The organism is Burkholderia sp. MR1-5-21, from assembly GCF_053427715.1.
On the sequence record NZ_JBSAXD010000003.1, the window covers coordinates 1 to 16,938 of the forward strand.

Below are 16,938 nucleotides of genomic sequence, written 5' to 3' on the forward strand. Positions count from 1 at the left end.
ATCCCGCGTTGCGCGCTGCCTGCGCAGCCTTCTGATGCCCTGCACGTCCGAGCGACACGGCCTTCGGCCCTCCTACTCGTTCGACCCTTCGCCCCAAACCGGCGGCTACTATGGCCTCTGCTGACTTCTCGCTCCGGCTTGCCGCCGTCGCCCTTTCAGGCACAAGGCGAGATCTCCCCAGGTAAGAACGCACTCCTTCATCGCACAACCGCCGCATTTACGCCGCCTCACCTTGGTCACAAGAGCTTCGCGGTGCATTGCCCACTCGCCCTGCTCGGCAGCGCCTTCTATGCAGTTCTTGTCCATCGGCTCGCGATTTACGTTCCACGCTTCCTTCCCACACTCGGTCGCCCTCGTGCAGTTGCGCTTCACTTCGTTCGATGTGACCTACTTACGGCGGGACTTTCACCCGCAGGAGTGCGCCCATGCTGGGCGCACAATGACGAAGGGCTGCCCGAAGGCAGCCCTTATGCATGTGCGGATGATTCGCGCCGCGTTCGCGGTATTACTTCGCGGTATTACTTCAGCGAGTTCGACGCGAGCATCTCGTCGCGTGCCTCGCGCGCTTCCTGCGGCGACAGCCCCTCGATCTTCACGCGCCCGGTGCCGGCGTGGATGAGGCCGATCACCTTGGCGGCCGCGTACGACAGGTCGAGCACCCGGCCGCGCTTGTACGGCCCGCGATCGTTGACCTTCACGACGACCCACTTGCCGTTCGTCGGGTTCGTCACCTTGATGTAGGACGACAGCGGCAGCGTGCGGTGCGCGGCGGTGAGCGCGTTCATGTTGAAGCGCTCGCCGTTCGCGGTGCGGCGGCCGTGGAAGCCCTTGCCGTACCACGATGCCCGGCCGTTCTGACGGAAGTCGGACACGTCGGCGCCGTCGATCGGCTGCCCGTCTGCCAGCGACGTGCTCTTCGCGTCCTTGCTGTCGGCGGCCGGCATCGATGCCAGCGCCGAATCGAAATTCAGTTGCGTCTTGTTGTCCGCGTTCGCGGCGCCGGTCGTCTTGACCGCGTTCTTCTGGTTCGCGCTGCTGGTCGTCTGGCTGGGCGGCACCGCACAGCCCGTTAGCGCGAGAAATACTGCCACTGTCCCGAATCGGCTCGGAAATCGAAAATTCATCGACGTGTCGCCTTCTGGTTCGGGCCGCTCCTTCTCAACGTTGATACGCGGCCCGGACGGCAAATGCGTGCACGCCCCGCTCGAATGCGAGCAGGCGGCTAGCATGGGCGCGGCTTTCGTACTCGCCGCAACCGTCCTGATTAGTTTTCACGTCTGGCGCAACCTGTCCCCGGCAGCCTGACCAGACCCCACATGCCGCCATCGAACATGGCTTTCACGTTCGCGCGCGTTGCAACAGCCAACGCACAGGAACGGCGGCACAGGCCTCATCCGGCGTCGCGGCAGCAAGGCCGCAGCGGGCGCGCAGCACCCGGCCGGACAAGACGTGAGCACCGAACGCTCGGTGCTGGATTCGCCGCCGGACTCCCCGGCGGCAGATGCTTTGACGGTGCTCATGGCCCCCGTAAAACGGGGCTCGAACACCAGCGGAACGCGTGATTTTCACGCGTGATGGGGCGCATTATACATAAATCAAAACGTCGCCCCTGAAATCGGCCCGTCCGCGCCATTGATTCTCGCTATGGTCGTAACAATCGGGATGCTCCGGGATTGCCCGCCCATGCGCGGCGGATCGTGCGCCACACGCGCGGCAGGCAGTCCTCGCGCCCGGTACAATCGAGCCTTTTAGCCGCCGGTGCTTCCATGAAAGTCACGCTCATTCCGGTCACGCCGTTCCAGCAGAACTGCTCGCTGCTCGTCTGCGAGAAGACCGGCCGCGCCGCCGTCGTCGATCCGGGCGGCGATCTCGAACGGATCCAGCAGGAAGTCGCGCGGCAGAACGTGCAGATCGACAAGGTGCTGCTCACGCACGGGCACATCGACCATTGCGCAGGCGCGAAGACGCTCGCGACGCACTATGGCGTGCAGATCGAGGGGCCGCAGGAAGAGGAGCGCTTCTGGATCGAGAAGCTGCCGATGCAGAGCGAGCGCTTCGGCTTTCCGGCCGCCGATGCATTCGAACCCGATCGCTGGCTGAACGACGGCGACACCGTGCAGTTCGGCGACGAGACGCTCGACGTCTACCACTGCCCGGGTCACACGCCCGGCCACGTCGTGTTCTTCAGCCGCGCGCACCGGCTCGCGATCGTCGGCGACGTGCTGTTCGCCGGCTCGATCGGCCGCACCGATTTCCCGCGCGGCAACCATGCCGACCTCGTGCGGTCGATCAAGGAGAAGCTCTGGCCGCTCGGCGACGACGTCACGTTCGTGCCGGGCCACGGCCCCGTGTCGACGTTCGGCGACGAGCGCCGCACGAATCCGTTCGTGTCGGACAAGGTGTTCGGATGACCCAGACGGCCATTCCGGAAATCTATGTCAGCACCGACGTCGAGGCCGACGGCCCGATCCCCGGCCCGCACTCGATGCTGAGCTTCGCGTCGGCTGCATACACCGAGGACAAGCAGCTGATCGCGACGTTTTCCGCGAACCTCGAGACCTTGCCGGGCGCGCAGCCGCATCCGGTGCAGGACGCGTGGTGGAAGACCCAGCCCGAAGCGTGGGCCGCGTGCCGGCGCGACCTGCAGGCGCCGGAAGCGGCGCTCGTCGCTTACGTCGACTGGGTCGAGGCGCTGCCCGGCAAGCCGGTGTTCGTCGCGATGCCGGCCGGCTTCGACTTCACGTTCATGTTCTGGTACATGATGCGCTTCGCCGGCCGCTGCCCGTTCTCGTGGTCGGCGCTCGACATCAAGACGCTCGCGTTCGCGATGACGGGCCTGCCGTACCGCAAGGCGATCAAGCCGCGCTTCCCGAAGCACTGGTTCGACGATCATCCGCATACGCACGTCGCACTCGACGACGCGATCGAGCAAGGCGCCCTCTTCTGCAACATGCTCGCCGACCTGCGCGCGCAGCAGGCCGCGCTCGCCGCGCAGGCGGCCTCCGGCTGCCTCGCGGCCGACAACGGGGCGGCAGCACAAAATCCCACGGATCCGCGCGCAAATTAGCGAATCTCGCTCAGTGACGGCGCGTCGGATTGCCTTTCCTTCCTCGCGCCTCTAACATTCTGAGTGTTGTATCTGCCGCATGGAGGCGCAGGTGACGCTCGATTCCTTTTCGCAAAAAATCCTTCGCCTGCTGCAGCTCGACGCGCGCCGCTCGGTCCAGGAAATCTCCGACCAGGTCGGCCTGTCCAGCACGCCGTGCTGGCGCCGCATCAAGGACATGGAACAGTCCGGCGTGATCCAGCGCTACACGGCGCTGCTCGATCGCGAGAAGCTCGGCCTGCACGTGTGCGCGCTCGCTCACGTGCACCTCACGCGCCACAACGAGGGCGGCGTCGAGCAGTTCGAGCGCGAGATCGCGACCTGTCCGGAAGTCACCGAGTGCTACAGCACGACCGGCGAAGCCGATTACATCCTCAAGATCGTCGCGCCGGACATCAAGGCCTACGACGTGTTCCTGCACGAACGCATCTTCAAGATCCCGGCCGTGTCGCAGGTGCGCACGAGCGTCGTGCTGCGCGAAATCAAGTTCGACACGCAGCTCCCGCTGTAATGCCCGCACGGGCCGGCGGCGGGTCCGCTACGGACCGACTTCAGGTGTCGGCCACGGGCCATTGCGGACGGGCGCACGGCCGCTGCACCCGCCTGCCGCGCAACCGCGTCACGGACGCGCCGGCACCGCCCGCGTGAAGCTGATGCGGCGCGCGCCGAACTGCCGCGCCAGCATGTCGACGTCGAGCTGCGCGGCGAGCGCCGCGTCGCCGTCGCCGCCCGCGTGCGGATCGGCGGCAAGCGTCACGTCGATCTCGAGGCCCGTGCTCAGGTAATGAAGGTTGACCGCGCTCGCGCGCAGGCCGCGCCGCGCGAGCTCGGCCTCGAGCCGCGCCGCGATCTCGCCGCGCGGCGGCAGCGCCAGCGCCGGACGGCGCGCCGCGTCGTTCTCCGGATCGACGTGGATCAGCGCGTCGAGCACGCGCTGGTCCGTCAGCACGCGCGCCCGCGCAGTCTCGGCAATGTAGTGCCCTTCGGAAACGGAAATCATCGGATCGACGAGGATGTGCGCATCGACGAGCGCCGAATCGCCCATCTTGCGCGTGCGCAGGTCGTGCACGTCGCGCACGCCGGGCGTCGCCGCGAGCAGCGCGCGAATCTCGGCCGTGTCGGTCTCGTCGAGCGCGCGATCCGACAGGTCCTGCAGCGCGTCGTAGCCGAACGTCCAGCCCATCCGCGCGACCATGAAGCCGACGATCGCGGCCGCGATCGGGTCGAGCAGCCGGAAGCCCGCGAGGCTGCCGATGATGCCGATCGCGACGACGAGCGACGATGCGGCGTCCGAACGCGCATGCCACGCATTCGCGACGAGCATCGCCGAGCGCACGCGCCGCGCTTCGCGCAGCATGTAGCGGAACAGCGCTTCCTTCGACACCAGCACGGTCACCGCGACGATCAGCGCGGAGAAATGCACGGGCGGGATATCTTCGAGATGCACGAGGCGATCGCCGGCCCGCCACAGCATGCCGACCCCGACCGCGATCAGAATCGCGCCGAGAAACAGCGACGCAACCGTCTCGTAGCGGCTGTGCCCGTAATTGTGATCGGCATCCGGCAATGCACCACTATGGCGATTCGCAACCAGCACGACAAAATCCGACACCAAATCGGAAATCGAATGCACACCGTCAGCAATCAATGCCTGCGAATGGGCGATCACGCCGACAACGATCTGAAAGGTCGCCAGCACGACATTCAGCACGATACTGACGAGCGTGCTCTTGCGCGCGACCGCGTGCTTATCTGCGCTCTGTGCGTCGCCGGAAAAGGTGGACATGAAATATGAGATATCGAAGTGGATGTGGAATTCTATCAAACCCGGCCCGCACCCCAATCCGATAACCCTAAATTTTTCATTTAAATCAACCGCTTATGCGAACGGCTCGCATTTTCATTCACACTCGGCCGTGACATTTTCGTGACGGCGCACTCACGCCCGGCGCGCACAATGCAAAAAGGCCGCGGTCCGCTAAACGGACACGCGGCCTTTCGGCCACACAACTTAAACAAACGCTTAAATTGCGAATTGCTCGCGGTTCTTGCCGGCGATCCAGCGCGGCGGCTTGCCGCGGCCCGACCACGTCGCACCCGACTCGGGATCGCGGTATTTCGCCGCGACGCCGGCGCGCGGACGGCCGACCTTGCCGACTTTCGCGCGGTTCAGGCCGAGCTCGGCCAGCGAAAACCCGTAATCGGAGATTTTCTGCTTCACATCATTGAGCACTTCCGCGTATTCACGCGACTTGGCTTCTTCGATTTGCTTCTCCAGCTTCTCCCGCTGGGCCAGCAGGTCCTTGTAAGAAGACATAGTTTTCCTTTCCAATTGATCGATGGCACCGGTCTGCAGCCGGCTCACCATTCACGAAATATTTGCGCCTCGGATTTTGAAGGCAGAGATTAGCACAAAAAAGAATTGCCTGAAGCAACACTCATTGAAAATCCCGAGTTCGAATAGTAATTCGTGCGGGTCAATTTGACCGGTCGCGGCCATATCTCGATATTCTTACGTCCTTACACGCAGATTAGGACATAAGTCGCGATGCATTAAGACTTTCAACATACGCAATTACCCTGCATCGGAAAAATCAAAGCTTTCATCTGACGACAGGATCGGAAATTTCAACTTGTATCGTCAAGTTGAATTAGCATTCGGCGAGCCGCGACGTCACGTCACACGCCGTGCGCATTCGATCAGCTGCGCGCGCAATTCGTCGGCATCGGGCTGCGGCGCATCGAATGCCGTTCGAATCCGCAGGCCGTCGCGCCGCCAGTCGGCGCCGTAGCGGTCGACGCCGAGCAGGTCCAGGCCGGCCCGGCGCACGTCGGCGGCGTCATAGGCCGCCCACAATGCCTGTTCCTCGTCGAATCCCAGCGGGGCACGCGTATCGAGCGCGGCGCCGTCGACCCAGCCCATCCGGCCGAATCCGCCGATATAGCGCAGCCGCTCGACGTCGAGCGCCCAAAACGTAAAATCGCCGAGCGCGAGATAACGCTCGGCGTCCGGTGCGTAGCGCAGATAGCGCGCGACGAGATGCGGATCGGCATCGACGGGCGCGAAGCGGCCGAGCAGCGTCGCGCGCTCGGCGTCAAGCACGTCGCCGTCCGGCGCGTCGACGACGAGGAACCCGGCGCGCGGATCGGCGGCCAGGTTGCGCGTGTGCTCGGCGAGGCCGCTCACGAGAATCACCGGCCGATGACGCGCATCCGGCGCGAACGGCACGACCGTCGGATACGGAAAGCCTTGCGGCTCGCGCGCGTGAGTCGCGAGCGTGCCGAGCGCACAGCGGTGCAGCAGGTGCAGCGGAAGGGCGGGGTCGATGTTCACGAAAACTCCTGCAATCGAAAGGCGGCGGATCGATGTTACGTACGGCGAATGGTGCGGCGAATCGTGTGATGTGTCGATGATCGAATGCGGGCCGCCGCGTTTCGGGCATCGAACCCGGCACTCGGCGCGCCGAATTCCTGACGCTCGGCACCCGCCTGCAAAACCGTAAGCGGTTCGATAGAATCGGACGAATTCCAAACGGCATCCGATATGCCGGTCATTTTCCTTCTGACGAGCCTTCCGTGTCCGATTCCTCACCCGACCTCGCCGCGCCGCCCGCCGCGCATCGCGTCCTGCCGCTCCCGGTCCGCCAGCGCGCACGCACCGCCACGATGGCGCTGTTCTTCGTCGCCGGGATGATGTACGCGTCATGGGGCGTGCACGTGCCGACCGTGCGCGACAGGTTCGCGCTGAGCCCCGCACTCCTGTCCGTCGCGCTGTTCGCGGTCGCGGGCGGCTCGATCGCCGCAATGATGACGGTCGCGCGCTGGATCACGCGCGTCGGCTCGCGCACCGCGTGCCTCGCGGGCGGCGTCGTGATGTCCGCGTGCGCGGCGCTGATCCTCGTCGTGCCCGATTACTGGATGCTGCTCGTCGTGCTCGCGCTGTTCGGCTTCTCGATGGCAACGCTCGACGTCGCGATGAACGCCGAGGCGAGCGCGGTCGAAATCGCGCTCGGCAAGCCGATCATGTCGGCGCTGCACGGGATGTTCAGCGTCGGCGGGATGGCCGGCGCCGCGGCCGGCGGCGCGCTGCTGTCGGCCGGCATGGCTCCCGCCGCGCATCTCGCGCTCGCCGCGGCGGTCAGCGCCGCGGTGCTCGTCGCGTCGTGCCCGGCGGTCCTGCCGCACGTGCCGCATCACGAGCACGCGCACGGCGGCGGCAATCGCTGGCGCTCGGCCGCGCTATGGATGCTCGGCGGCATCGCGCTCGTCGCGCTCGTCGCCGAAGGCGCGATGTACGACTGGGCGACGGTCTACATGCGCGACGTCGTCGCGTCGAGTCCCGCGCTCGCGAGTGCCGCATACGCGGCGTTCTGCGGCGGGATGGCGGCCGCGCGCTTCGCGGGCGACGCGGTGCGCGCCCGCTTCGGCGCGCCGCAACTCGTGTTCGCGAGCGCATCGCTCGCGTGCGCGGGGATGGTCGGCGCACTGCTGCTGCCGTACCCGGCCGTCGTGCTGACGGGCTTCACGCTGATGGGGCTCGGCCTCGCGAACATGATGCCGGTGCTGTTCGCCGCCGCCGCGCGCGTGAAGGGCATCCACGCGGCCGAGGGCCTCGCGCACGTCGCCGGCCTCGCGTATTTCGGACTGCTGTTCGGTCCGGTCGTGATCGGCGCGGTCGCGCAGGCCGCGAACCTGAAGATCGGGCTCACGGTCGTCGCGCTGTGCGCGGCGCTCGTCGCAGCCGTCGCGCCGAAGGTGCTCGCGCACCTGAAGATCTGACGCACGCGCCGCCGCACCTTGCAGCACTTGCGGCTCCCGAAAAACGAAGCGCGCATGCGTTGCCGCATGCGCGCTTCTGCCCCTGCTGTTGACCGCTCGATTACATCTTCACTTCATCGAGGAACGTCTTCTTGCCGCTCTTGTAGTTGTACAGCGAGATCACGCCGTGCTTCAGGTCGCCCTTCGAATCGAACGACGTCGTGCCGATCACGCCCGTGTAGTTCGTCGCCGGCATCGCCGCGAGCAGCTTCGCCGGATCCGTCGAGTTCGCACGCTTCATCGCGTCGACGATGATGTACACCGCGTCATACGTGAACGGCGCGTAGATCTGGATCGGCTGGCCGAAGCGCTTCTCGTACTTCGCCTTGAACGCGCCGCCGCCCGGCATCTTCTCGAGCGAAGCACCTGCTTCCGAGCACACGATGTTGTCGGTCGCGTCGCCAGCCAGGTCGGACAGCTTTTCCGTGCACACGCCGTCGCCCGCGAGGATCTTCGCGCGCAGGCCGAGCTGCTTCGCCTGTTTCGCGAACGGGCCGCCCGTCGCGTCCATGCCGCCGTACATGATCGCGTCCGGATTCTCGCCCTTGATCTTGGTCAGAATCGCGCGGAAATCGACCGCCTTGTCGTTCGTCGCATCGTGCGACATCACGTTCAGGCCGAGCGACTTCGCCTTCTTCTCGAACTCGTTCGCGAGACCCTGGCCGTAAGCGGTCGAATCGTCGACCACCGCGACGCTCTTGATGCCCTTCGAATGCGCGTAGTTCGCGAGTGCCGGGCCCTGCTGAGCATCGGTCGCGACGACGCGGTACGTCGTCTTGAAGCCTTGCTGCGTGTAGGCCGGGTTGGTCGCCGACGGCGAGATCTGCACGATGCCTGCATCGCTGTAGATCTTCGAGGCCGGGATCGACGTGCCCGAGTTCAGGTGGCCGACCACCGCGACGACCTTGTCGTCGACCAGCTTCTGCGCGACCTGCGTCGCCTGCCGCGGGTCGGCTGCGTCGTCCTGCGCGTCGAGTTGCAGCGTGATCTTCTGGCCACCGATCGTGAGACCCTTCGCGTTGATCTCTTCGACTGCGAGACGCGCGCCGTTTTCATTGTCCTTGCCGAGGTGTGCAATGCCGCCCGTCAACGGCGCAACGTGGCCGATCTTGACGACTTGATCGGCGGCCGCGTTGCTTGCAGCTGCAGCGCACAGCATCGCTGCTGCGGTGATCGGCAACAGCTTTTGCATCTTGATATTCATGTAAGTCTCCAGTTTCGGTCCCAAAAAACGCCATCGCCCGGTGCCCCGCTGCCATCCCTGTGTTTGCAATCACTGGACGATTCGCCGGTTGCATCGTTCATGCACTTGGCCTCAAGCACGTGAAACAGCCGCTTTTAGCCGCCGCCCGCCCGTACTTGCGCGCAAGTGTAGGTGATCAAATTAATTTGTGGGACTTTTTGGGGGTAGTAGTAACACTACCGATGCAAGTACATATCAGACGCCTTTCTGATATCGCTGTAAAGCCCGCCGAATAAGGGTTTCCGCTAGTTTCTTACGACTTGATGAAACGTTGCTTTAAAGCCATCCAGCGACATTTCGAATAGGTATTCTGTGCGCCGAATCGTTGAATGAAACGCGCGTGACAGCGCGCGCTTCGCGTCGCGCAAAGGCAGCGTCAAGGGCTGCAATCAGCCCGCCGCCACGCGCCATTCGGCGTCGAGCGCATCGACCAGTTGCGCGGTCGTCAGCGCATCGCCGCGCCGCCGCGCGAGCGGCGCGCCCTGCCCGGCCCACAGCGACAGGTAGTCGCCGTCGTTCGCGCGCGCGGCAGCCTGGCGCAGCGGCTGCGTGAGTGCGTTCTGCACCGGATACGGCGCGACATCGGCCAGGCGTTCGCCGAGCCGCGCCATCAGCGTATTGCGCAAGCCGCGCGCGTGGCGGCCGGTGATCGCGCGCGTGACCTGCGTCGACGTATCGGCGCTCGCGAACAGGCGTGCCTTCCAGTCCGGCGCGATCGCGCTTTCCGCGCATGTCAGGAACGCGGTGCCGAGCTGCGCGGCCTGCGCGCCGAGCGCGAGCGCCGCCGCGATCCCGCGGCCGTCCATGATGCCGCCCGCCGCAAGCACGGGCAGGCCCGTCGCGTCGACGAGCTGCGGCACGAGCGCCATCGTGCCGATCAATGCGTCTTCCGCCGCACCGATGAACGTGCCGCGATGGCCGCCCGCCTCGGCGCCCTGCGCGGACAGCGCGTCGGCGCCCGCCGCCTGCCACGCGAGCCCTTCGGCGACGTGCGTCGCGGTGCCGATCACGCAAGTGCCGGCCGCCTTCAGCCGCGCGACGTCCGCCGCGTCGAGCACGCCGAACGTGAAGCTCGCCACCGGCACGCGCAGCGACACCAGCATGTCGAGCTGCGCGCGGAAGTCGGGCGCGAAACGCGCGGGCGCGGCGCCGGGCGGCAAGCCGAGCGCCGCGTTGAGCGGATCGATCGCCGCCAGTGCGCGCGCAACCGTCGCCGCGTCCGGCGCGGCGTCCGGCAGCACGAACAGATTGACCGCGAACGGCCGGTCGGTGGCCGCGCGGATCTGCGCGACTTCCTCGGCGAGGCGCTCGGGCGCGAACGCGCCGGCGCCGAGGCTGCCGAGCGCGCCGGCATTCGACGCGGCGGCGACCATGGCGGACGTGGTGGCGCCGACCATCGGCGCCTGCACGAGCGGCACGCGCAGGCCGAAGCGTTCGGCGAACGGCGTGGACAGGGAGCGGACTGACATGGTGAGGATCCTTCGGTGACGCGCGAAAGCGCTTTGTAAACGGCCGATGCGTTTGACTGTACCGAAGCGCGGCAGCGCCGAACAATGAATAATCGTGAACGGAACGATCGCTGCGCGAGAAACGAGAAGCGCGCGGCTAGTGGCGAGGGCAAGCGGCAAGCGGCAAGCGGCAAGCGGCAAGCATCCTGCAGCGCGCGGTGATTGGTGGCACACTAGGCCGCCCCCTTTTTTCACTGCCGAGGCGCGTACGACGCCGCCTCGCTCGTCAGGAGTTCAACGTGACTGCCCAATGGATCGACATCCCGACCGGTAACGACAGTTTCGGCGGCTATCTCGCGCTGCCCAGGCGCGGCAAGGGCCCGGCCGTCCTCATCATCCAGGAGATCTTTGGCGTGAACGCGCACATCCGCTCGGTCGCGGACCAGTACGCAGCCGATGGCTTCGTCGCGCTCGCACCGGACGTGTTCTGGCGCACCCAGCCGCGCGTCGAGCTGGCCTACGAAGGCGCGGACCGCGAGAAAGGCATCGAGCTGCTGCAGAAGACCGACGTGAAGCTCGCGGTCGCGGACATCGCCGCGGCGGCCGACGTGCTGCGCGCGCGGCCCGAAGTCGGCGGCAAGGTCGCGGCGATCGGCTACTGCTTCGGCGGCCAGCTCGCGTACCGCGTGGCCGCGACCGGCAAGGTCGATGCGGCGGTCGCCTATTACGGCGGCGGCATCCAGAACGCGCTCGACATCGCGGGCCAGGTCACGCAGCCGATCCTGTTCCACTACGCGGAGAACGACCACGGCATTCCGCTCGCCGCGGTCGAGCAGGTCAAGGCCGCGTTCGCCGGCCGCGACAATGCCGGCTTCCACCTGTATCCGGGCGCCGAGCACGGCTTCAACTGCACCGAGCGCGCGTCGTACAACCAGCGCGCGGCGGCGCTCGCGCACGGCCGCACACTGACGTTCCTCGCCGAGCATCTGTAACGCGGCCGCCGGCGGGCCCGTCCCGCGCGCGGGAAGCGGGCCCGCCCCATTGATCGCCACACGTCACAACAGGGGTGACAGCGGTGCATTCAGACTATCTCGCCCATGACGCGATCGGCCTCGCCGATCTCGTCCGGCAGCGCAAGGTGAGCGCGCGCGAACTGCTCGACGCCGCGATCGGGCAGGCCGAAGCGGTCAATCCCGCGATCAACGCGATCGTGCTGCAGGATTACGAAGCCGCCCGCGAGCGCGCCGCCGCGGCGCGCGACACCCACGGCCCGTTCGCCGGCGTGCCCTATCTCGTCAAGGATCTCGGCGCGGCGGTCGCGGGGCTGCCGCTGTCGATGGGCAGCCGTCATTACCGGTATTTCGCGCCGGCCGCCGATTCGCCGCTGATCGCGCGAAGCCGTGCGGCGGGACTCAACGTGTTCGGCAAGACCAACACGTCCGAGATCGGCCAGATGCCGTACACGGAGCCGGAACTGTTCGGCGCGTGCCGCAACCCGTGGAACCTCGATCACACGCCCGGCGGCTCGAGCGGCGGCGCGGCCGCGGCCGTCGCGGCCGGGATCGTGCCGCTCGCGCATGGCTCCGACGGCGGCGGGTCGATCCGCATCCCTGCGTCGTGCTGCGCACTGTTCGGGCTGAAGCCGAGCCGCAACCCGGCGCTTGTCGATGCCCCGGTGACGGGCGACCTCGTCGTCGAGCACGCGATCGCGCGCAGCGTGCGCGACAGCGCACTGCTGCTCGACGTGACGACCGGCCAGACACTGCCGCCCGGCGCGCCCGGCACCTTCCTCGGCGCGCTCGACACGCCGCCCGGTGCGCTGCGGATCGGCCTCGTCACCGATCCGATGCTCGCGCCCGCGCTGGCCGACGACACGCGTGCGGCGCTGGACGATGCGGCCGCGCTCGTCGCGTCGCTCGGCCATCACGTCGAGCCGGCGACGCTCAACATCGACTTCGCGCGCGTGGCCGAAACCTTCCTCACGCTGTATGCGGTGATCGCCGAGGAAATGGTGCTCGGCGCACGACAACTGACGGGCCGCACGCCACAGCGCAGCGAATTCGAGGCGGCGACCTGGGCGATGGCCGTCGTCGGCCGGCGGCTCGCGCGCACGCGGCTGCCGGACGTGCTCGAGTGGCAGCGCCAGATCACCGTGCAGGTTACGGGCCTCGCCGCGCGCTACGACGTGATCCTGTGCGCGTCGCTCGCGGGGCCGCCCGTCAAGATCGGCGAGCTGCAGCCGACGCCGTTCGAGCACGCGCAGATGAGGCTGCTCGCGGCGCTGCCGATCCGGCCGATCCTGAAGGAAATGCTCGCGAAGGCATCGCAGAAGGCGTTCGCGTGGGCCGGCTGCACCGAGCTGTTCAACCTGACCGGCCAGCCGGCGATGTCGGTGCCGCTCTACTGGAACGCGCGTGGCCTGCCGATCGGCGTGCAGTTCGCCGCACGCCACGGCGACGACGCGCTGCTGCTGAAGCTCGCGCGGCAGCTCGAACAGGCGCGGCCGTGGTTCGACCGCCGCCCGCCGCTGATGCAGGCGCAGCGCTGACGCGCCAATAAAGAAAAACCCCGCCGGCAACGCCGGCGGGGTTTCCCGATGCTGCGCACGGCTTGGCTTACTCGCCGAGCCGTTCGCAGATCGTCTTCGTCGCAGCCGCGCCGTTCAGCGTATAGAAATGCAGCCCCGGCACGCCCGCGTCGAGCAGGCGCTGGCACAGGCCCGTGACGACGTCCGCGCCGAACGCGCGGATCGAATCGCGGTCGTCGCCGAAGCTCTCGAGCCGGCGCGCGACCCAGCGCGGCACTTCGGCGCCGCACATTTCGGAGAAGCGCATCAGCTGCGAGAAGTTCGTGATCGGCATGATGCCCGGCACGATCGGCACGTCGACGCCGAGCTTGCGCACGTCGTCGACAAAGCGGAAATACGCGTCCGCGTTGAAGAAGTACTGCGTGATCGCGGAATTCGCGCCGGCCTTCACCTTGCGCGCGAAGTTCTCGAGATCGGCCTTCGGCGAGCGCGCCTGCGGATGGTATTCCGGATACGCGGCGACTTCGATGCGGAACCAGTCGCCGTGCTCGGCACGGATGAAGCTGACGAGCTCGGACGCATAGCGCAGCTCGCCGACCTCGCCCATGCCGGACGGCAGGTCGCCGCGCAGCGCGACGATATGGCGGATGCCGTGCGAGCGGTACTGGTCGAGGATCGCGCGCAGGCTGTCCTTCGACGAGCCGATGCACGACAGGTGCGGCGCGGCCTCGAGGCCGTCCTTCTGCATGTCGAGCACGGTATCGAGCGTGCCCTGCTGCGTCGAGCCGCCGGCGCCGAACGTCACGGAGACGAATTTCGGCTTCAGCGGCAGCAGTTGCGCACGGGTCGCGCGCAGCTTCTCGACGCCTTCCGCCGTCTTCGGCGGGAAGAATTCAAACGAGAGTTCGATCGGTTTCATGATGGGAGTTTCAACCCGCTCAGCCGATGTTGCGCTGGCCGAAGATCAGGGCGGACAGCAGCCACGACACGATGCTGTACAGGATCGAACCGAAGAACGCGGACCAGAACCCGGATACCTCGAAGCCCTTCAGCAGCGACGACGCGAACCAGAAGCACAGCGCGTTCACGACGAGGATGAACAGCCCGAGCGTGACGATCGTGACGGGCAGCGTCAGCAGGATCAGCACCGGACGGATCACGGCATTGATGAGGCCGAGCACGACCGCGACGATCAGCGCGGTGCCGAAGCTCTTGATGTGGATCGACGGCACGAGGTACGTGATGATCAGCAGCGCGAGGGCATTGATGATCCAGGTGAGGATGACGCTCATGTAATGCTCCGGTTCGGTTGATGATCGCGGCTGCCCGGATGACGGAACGGCGGCCGCGCCGTGCTGCACGCGGCCGCCCTGCCTGCACGCCGCCGCCCGGCCGGGCGGCGGCAACGCGTCATCAGTAACGGTAGTGGTTCGGCTTGAACGGACCTTCCTTCGACACGCCGATGTACGACGCCTGTTCGTCCGACAGCACCGACAGGTTCGCGCCGATGCGCGCGAGGTGCAGGCGCGCGACCTTCTCGTCGAGGTGCTTCGGCAGCACGTACACCTTGTTCGCGTACTCGCCGCCGCGCGTGAACAGCTCGATCTGCGCGAGGGTCTGGTTCGCGAACGAGTTCGACATCACGAACGACGGGTGGCCGGTCGCGCAGCCGAGGTTCACGAGGCGGCCTTCCGCCAGCAGGATCACGCGCTTGCCGTCCGGGAAGATGATGTGGTCGACCTGCGGCTTGATGTTTTCCCACTGGTACTGGCGGGTCGACGCGACGTCGATTTCCGAGTCGAAGTGGCCGATGTTGCAGACGATCGCGTTGTGGCGCATCGCTTTCATGTGATCGTGGTTGATCACGTGGTAGTTGCCGGTCGCCGTCACGAAGATGTCGGCCTTGTCCGCCGCGTATTCCATCGTCACGACGCGGTAGCCTTCCATCGCCGCCTGCAGCGCGCAGATCGGATCGATTTCGGTGACCCACACGGTCGCGCCGAGGCCGCGCAGCGACTGCGCGCAGCCCTTGCCCACGTCGCCGTAGCCCGCGACGACCGCGACCTTGCCCGCGATCATCACGTCGGTCGCGCGCTTGATGCCGTCGACGAGCGACTCGCGGCAGCCGTACAGGTTGTCGAACTTCGACTTCGTGACCGAGTCGTTCACGTTGAACGCCGGGAACGGCAGGCGGCCGTCCTTTTCCATCTGGTACAGGCGGTGCACGCCGGTCGTGGTTTCTTCGGTCACGCCCTTGATGTGCGCGAGGCGCGTCGAGTACCAGTTCGCGTCGATGTCGAGGTGGCGCGCGATCGACTTGAACAGCGCGACTTCTTCCTCGTTGGTCGGCTTGGCGATCACCGAGCGATCCTTCTCGGCCTTCGAGCCGAGGATCAGCAGCAGCGTCGCATCGCCGCCGTCGTCGAGGATCATGTTCGCGAACTCGCCGTTCGGCCATTCGAAGATGCGGTGCGAGAACTCCCAGTATTCGTCGAGCGATTCGCCCTTGAACGCGAACACAGGCGTGCCGGCTTCGACGATCGCGGCCGCTGCGTGGTCCTGCGTCGAGAAGATGTTGCACGAGGCCCAGCGCACGTCCGCGCCGAGTGCCTTCAGCGTCTCGATCAGCACGCCCGTCTGGATCGTCATGTGCAGCGAGCCTGCAATGCGCGCGCCCTTCAGCGGCTGCTGCGCCTTGTATTCGTCGCGGATCTGCACGAGGCCCGGCATTTCGGTCTCGGCGATGTTCAGTTCCTTGCGGCCCCAGCCGGCGAGCGACATGTCGGCGACGAGGTAATCGTGGGTAGCTTGGGAATCGATGATGGCGCTCATCACGCCCTCCTTTCTAAAAAAGTTCTAGAAAATGGTGACGTGAGCGCCGTTCAGGAAGCGGCGGCCGGCGCGATGCGCCGCGGCCCTGCCCGCTTGGTGAAGCCTTCCGAGCCTGGCGAACGCATGATCGTCCGTCGCAACGCTCCTCGGAAAACGGGAGGGATTGTAGCAAATCGGCGGGAAGATTGCGTACCCGCCGCGCATGCATTTGAAAGGGTCAGGATTCCGCGCCGACCCACGCCTGCTCGCGCAGGCGCGCGCGCAGCCGCGCGACCGCCTGGCTGTGCAGCTGGCACACGCGCGATTCGCTGACCTCGAGCACCGCGCCGATCTCGCGCAGATTCAGACCCCGTTCGTAGTACAGCGACATCAGCAGCTTCTCGCGCTCCGGCAGCCGCTCGATCGCTTCGACGAGCGCCTCGCGCAGGTGCTCGTCGAGCAGCGCCGACAGCGGATCGGCATGATCGACGCGATAGCGGTCGAGGAACGGCTCGTCGTCCGCCGCGCGGTCGAAATCCTCGTAGTAGATGAGCTGGCTGCCGTGCAGGTCCTGCAACATGCCCTGGTATTCGTCGAGCGGCATGTTCAGGTGCTGCGCGATCTCCGCCTCGCTCGCCGCCCGCCCGAGCTGCTGCTCGACCCGGTGCACCGCATGCTCGACCTCGCGCGACGTCTTGCGCAGGCTGCGCGGCAGCCAGTCGTTGCTGCGCAGCTCGTCGAGCATCGCGCCGCGGATGCGCTGCGTCGCATAGGTCTCGAACTGCGCGCCCTGGTCTTCCTTGTAGCGGCCGGCCGCGTCCATCAGGCCGATCATCCCCGCCTGGATCAGGTCGTCGAGGTCGACGCTCGCCGGCATCTTCGCGACGAGCTGCAGGCCCAGGCGGCGCACGAGCGGCGCGTATTGCGCAAGCACGTCGGCCTGGGAAATCTTTCCTTGAGCGTTGTACATCATGGCTCTCTCCTT

Annotated in this window: 16 protein-coding genes and 1 riboswitch; of the genes, 6 read left to right on the forward strand and 10 right to left on the reverse strand. The window is 66.6% G+C overall.

Annotated features, from left to right (window positions below; all coding sequences use genetic code 11):
• Positions 1 to 518: 518 nt before the first annotated feature.
• Positions 519 to 1,124: a septal ring lytic transglycosylase RlpA family protein gene (locus ACV229_RS04625; protein WP_448081951.1), complete on the reverse strand. Its 606-nt coding sequence runs from the start codon at positions 1,122 to 1,124 to the stop codon at positions 519 to 521.
• Positions 1,125 to 1,766: 642 nt separating this feature from the next.
• Here ACV229_RS04625 and ACV229_RS04630 point away from each other — a divergent pair.
• The 3 genes from ACV229_RS04630 (at position 1,767) to ACV229_RS04640 (ending at position 3,617) form a co-directional block, all read left to right on the forward strand.
• A complete protein-coding gene (locus ACV229_RS04630; RefSeq protein WP_448081952.1) occupies positions 1,767 to 2,411 on the forward strand; it encodes an MBL fold metallo-hydrolase in 645 nt (214 codons plus the stop codon).
• A complete protein-coding gene (locus ACV229_RS04635) occupies positions 2,408 to 3,067 on the forward strand; it encodes an exonuclease (protein WP_448081953.1) in 660 nt (219 codons plus the stop codon). Before ACV229_RS04630 ends, ACV229_RS04635 begins: the two co-directional genes overlap by 4 nt.
• 79 nt (positions 3,068 to 3,146) lie before the next feature.
• Positions 3,147 to 3,617 carry an Lrp/AsnC family transcriptional regulator gene (locus ACV229_RS04640; protein WP_006477376.1) on the forward strand — a complete coding sequence of 157 codons (471 nt, stop codon included), beginning with the start codon at positions 3,147 to 3,149 and terminating at the stop codon, positions 3,615 to 3,617.
• A gap of 108 nt (positions 3,618 to 3,725) precedes the next feature.
• On the opposite strand, the gene ACV229_RS04645 is transcribed toward ACV229_RS04640, so the two are convergent.
• The 3 genes from ACV229_RS04645 to ACV229_RS04655 form a co-directional block, all read right to left on the reverse strand.
• Complete coding sequence (locus tag ACV229_RS04645; protein WP_448081954.1) at positions 3,726 to 4,892, reverse strand: cation diffusion facilitator family transporter; 1,167 nt, start codon at positions 4,890 to 4,892, stop codon at positions 3,726 to 3,728.
• A 237-nt stretch (positions 4,893 to 5,129) separates the two neighbouring features.
• The gene (locus tag ACV229_RS04650; RefSeq protein WP_448082307.1) at positions 5,130 to 5,423 is read right to left on the reverse strand and encodes an H-NS histone family protein; all 294 of its coding nucleotides are present in this window, start codon (positions 5,421 to 5,423) and stop codon (positions 5,130 to 5,132) included.
• Between the two features lie 357 nt (positions 5,424 to 5,780).
• Positions 5,781 to 6,440: a HugZ family pyridoxamine 5'-phosphate oxidase gene (locus ACV229_RS04655; protein WP_448081955.1), complete on the reverse strand. Its 660-nt coding sequence runs from the start codon at positions 6,438 to 6,440 to the stop codon at positions 5,781 to 5,783.
• 242 nt (positions 6,441 to 6,682) lie between these two features.
• Between ACV229_RS04655 and ACV229_RS04660 the strand changes: the two genes are divergently transcribed.
• Positions 6,683 to 7,885: an MFS transporter gene (locus tag ACV229_RS04660; protein ID WP_448081956.1), complete on the forward strand. Its 1,203-nt coding sequence runs from the start codon at positions 6,683 to 6,685 to the stop codon at positions 7,883 to 7,885.
• Positions 7,886 to 7,985: 100 nt separating this feature from the next.
• Here the strand turns inward: ACV229_RS04660 and ACV229_RS04665 are convergent, their stop codons facing one another.
• Positions 7,986 to 9,128, reverse strand: coding sequence for a branched-chain amino acid ABC transporter substrate-binding protein (locus ACV229_RS04665; protein WP_448081957.1), 1,143 nt, complete (start codon positions 9,126 to 9,128; stop codon positions 7,986 to 7,988).
• A 428-nt stretch (positions 9,129 to 9,556) separates the two neighbouring features.
• Positions 9,557 to 10,636, reverse strand: a complete 1,080-nt coding sequence (locus ACV229_RS04670; RefSeq protein ID WP_448081958.1) for an NAD(P)H-dependent flavin oxidoreductase — start codon at positions 10,634 to 10,636, stop codon at positions 9,557 to 9,559.
• A gap of 278 nt (positions 10,637 to 10,914) precedes the next feature.
• Here ACV229_RS04670 and ACV229_RS04675 point away from each other — a divergent pair, with 278 nt between their 5' ends.
• Both ACV229_RS04675 and ACV229_RS04680 read left to right on the forward strand, forming a co-directional pair.
• Positions 10,915 to 11,607, forward strand: a complete 693-nt coding sequence (locus ACV229_RS04675; RefSeq protein WP_448081959.1) for a dienelactone hydrolase family protein — start codon at positions 10,915 to 10,917, stop codon at positions 11,605 to 11,607.
• Positions 11,608 to 11,690: 83 nt separating this feature from the next.
• Positions 11,691 to 13,163, forward strand: coding sequence for an amidase (locus ACV229_RS04680; RefSeq protein WP_448081960.1), 1,473 nt, complete (start codon positions 11,691 to 11,693; stop codon positions 13,161 to 13,163).
• Between the two features lie 67 nt (positions 13,164 to 13,230).
• Here ACV229_RS04680 and metF read toward each other — a convergent pair whose 3' ends face one another.
• The 4 genes from metF to ACV229_RS04700 all read right to left on the reverse strand — a co-directional run bounded on the left by metF (position 13,231) and on the right by ACV229_RS04700 (position 16,926).
• Entirely contained in the window at positions 13,231 to 14,061 is an 831-nt protein-coding gene (gene metF, locus ACV229_RS04685; protein ID WP_448081961.1) for a methylenetetrahydrofolate reductase [NAD(P)H], read from the reverse strand.
• A gap of 19 nt (positions 14,062 to 14,080) precedes the next feature.
• Positions 14,081 to 14,434 carry a phage holin family protein gene (locus ACV229_RS04690; RefSeq protein ID WP_448080089.1) on the reverse strand — a complete coding sequence of 118 codons (354 nt, stop codon included), beginning with the start codon at positions 14,432 to 14,434 and terminating at the stop codon, positions 14,081 to 14,083.
• A gap of 121 nt (positions 14,435 to 14,555) precedes the next feature.
• Positions 14,556 to 15,977 (reverse strand): adenosylhomocysteinase, encoded by a 1,422-nt coding sequence (gene ahcY / locus ACV229_RS04695; protein WP_448081962.1) that lies wholly within the window; start codon positions 15,975 to 15,977, stop codon positions 14,556 to 14,558.
• Positions 15,978 to 16,008: 31 nt separating this feature from the next.
• A riboswitch (S-adenosyl-L-homocysteine riboswitch) is annotated at positions 16,009 to 16,128 on the reverse strand.
• A 63-nt stretch (positions 16,129 to 16,191) separates the two neighbouring features.
• On the reverse strand, positions 16,192 to 16,926 hold the full coding sequence (locus tag ACV229_RS04700) for an RNA polymerase sigma factor FliA (protein ID WP_448081963.1): 735 nt from the start codon (positions 16,924 to 16,926) through the stop codon (positions 16,192 to 16,194).
• Positions 16,927 to 16,938 lie beyond the last annotated feature (12 nt).

What these genes read in the sequence shown, in the direction of transcription:
- ACV229_RS04625 (WP_448081951.1), bottom strand. Translation starts at nt 1,124, where the DNA reads ATGAATTTTCGATTTCCGAGCCGATTCGGGACAGTGGCAGTATTTCTC.
- ACV229_RS04630 (WP_448081952.1), top strand. Translation starts at nt 1,767, where the DNA reads ATGAAAGTCACGCTCATTCCGGTCACGCCGTTCCAGCAGAACTGCTCG.
- ACV229_RS04635 (WP_448081953.1), top strand. Translation starts at nt 2,408, where the DNA reads ATGACCCAGACGGCCATTCCGGAAATCTATGTCAGCACCGACGTCGAG.
- ACV229_RS04640 (WP_006477376.1), top strand. Translation starts at nt 3,147, where the DNA reads ATGGAGGCGCAGGTGACGCTCGATTCCTTTTCGCAAAAAATCCTTCGC.
- ACV229_RS04645 (WP_448081954.1), bottom strand. Translation starts at nt 4,892, where the DNA reads ATGTCCACCTTTTCCGGCGACGCACAGAGCGCAGATAAGCACGCGGTC.
- ACV229_RS04650 (WP_448082307.1), bottom strand. Translation starts at nt 5,423, where the DNA reads ATGTCTTCTTACAAGGACCTGCTGGCCCAGCGGGAGAAGCTGGAGAAG.
- ACV229_RS04665 (WP_448081957.1), bottom strand. Translation starts at nt 9,128, where the DNA reads ATGAATATCAAGATGCAAAAGCTGTTGCCGATCACCGCAGCAGCGATG.
- ACV229_RS04670 (WP_448081958.1), bottom strand. Translation starts at nt 10,636, where the DNA reads ATGTCAGTCCGCTCCCTGTCCACGCCGTTCGCCGAACGCTTCGGCCTG.
- metF (WP_448081961.1), bottom strand. Translation starts at nt 14,061, where the DNA reads ATGAAACCGATCGAACTCTCGTTTGAATTCTTCCCGCCGAAGACGGCG.
- ACV229_RS04690 (WP_448080089.1), bottom strand. Translation starts at nt 14,434, where the DNA reads ATGAGCGTCATCCTCACCTGGATCATCAATGCCCTCGCGCTGCTGATC.
- ACV229_RS04700 (WP_448081963.1), bottom strand. Translation starts at nt 16,926, where the DNA reads ATGATGTACAACGCTCAAGGAAAGATTTCCCAGGCCGACGTGCTTGCG.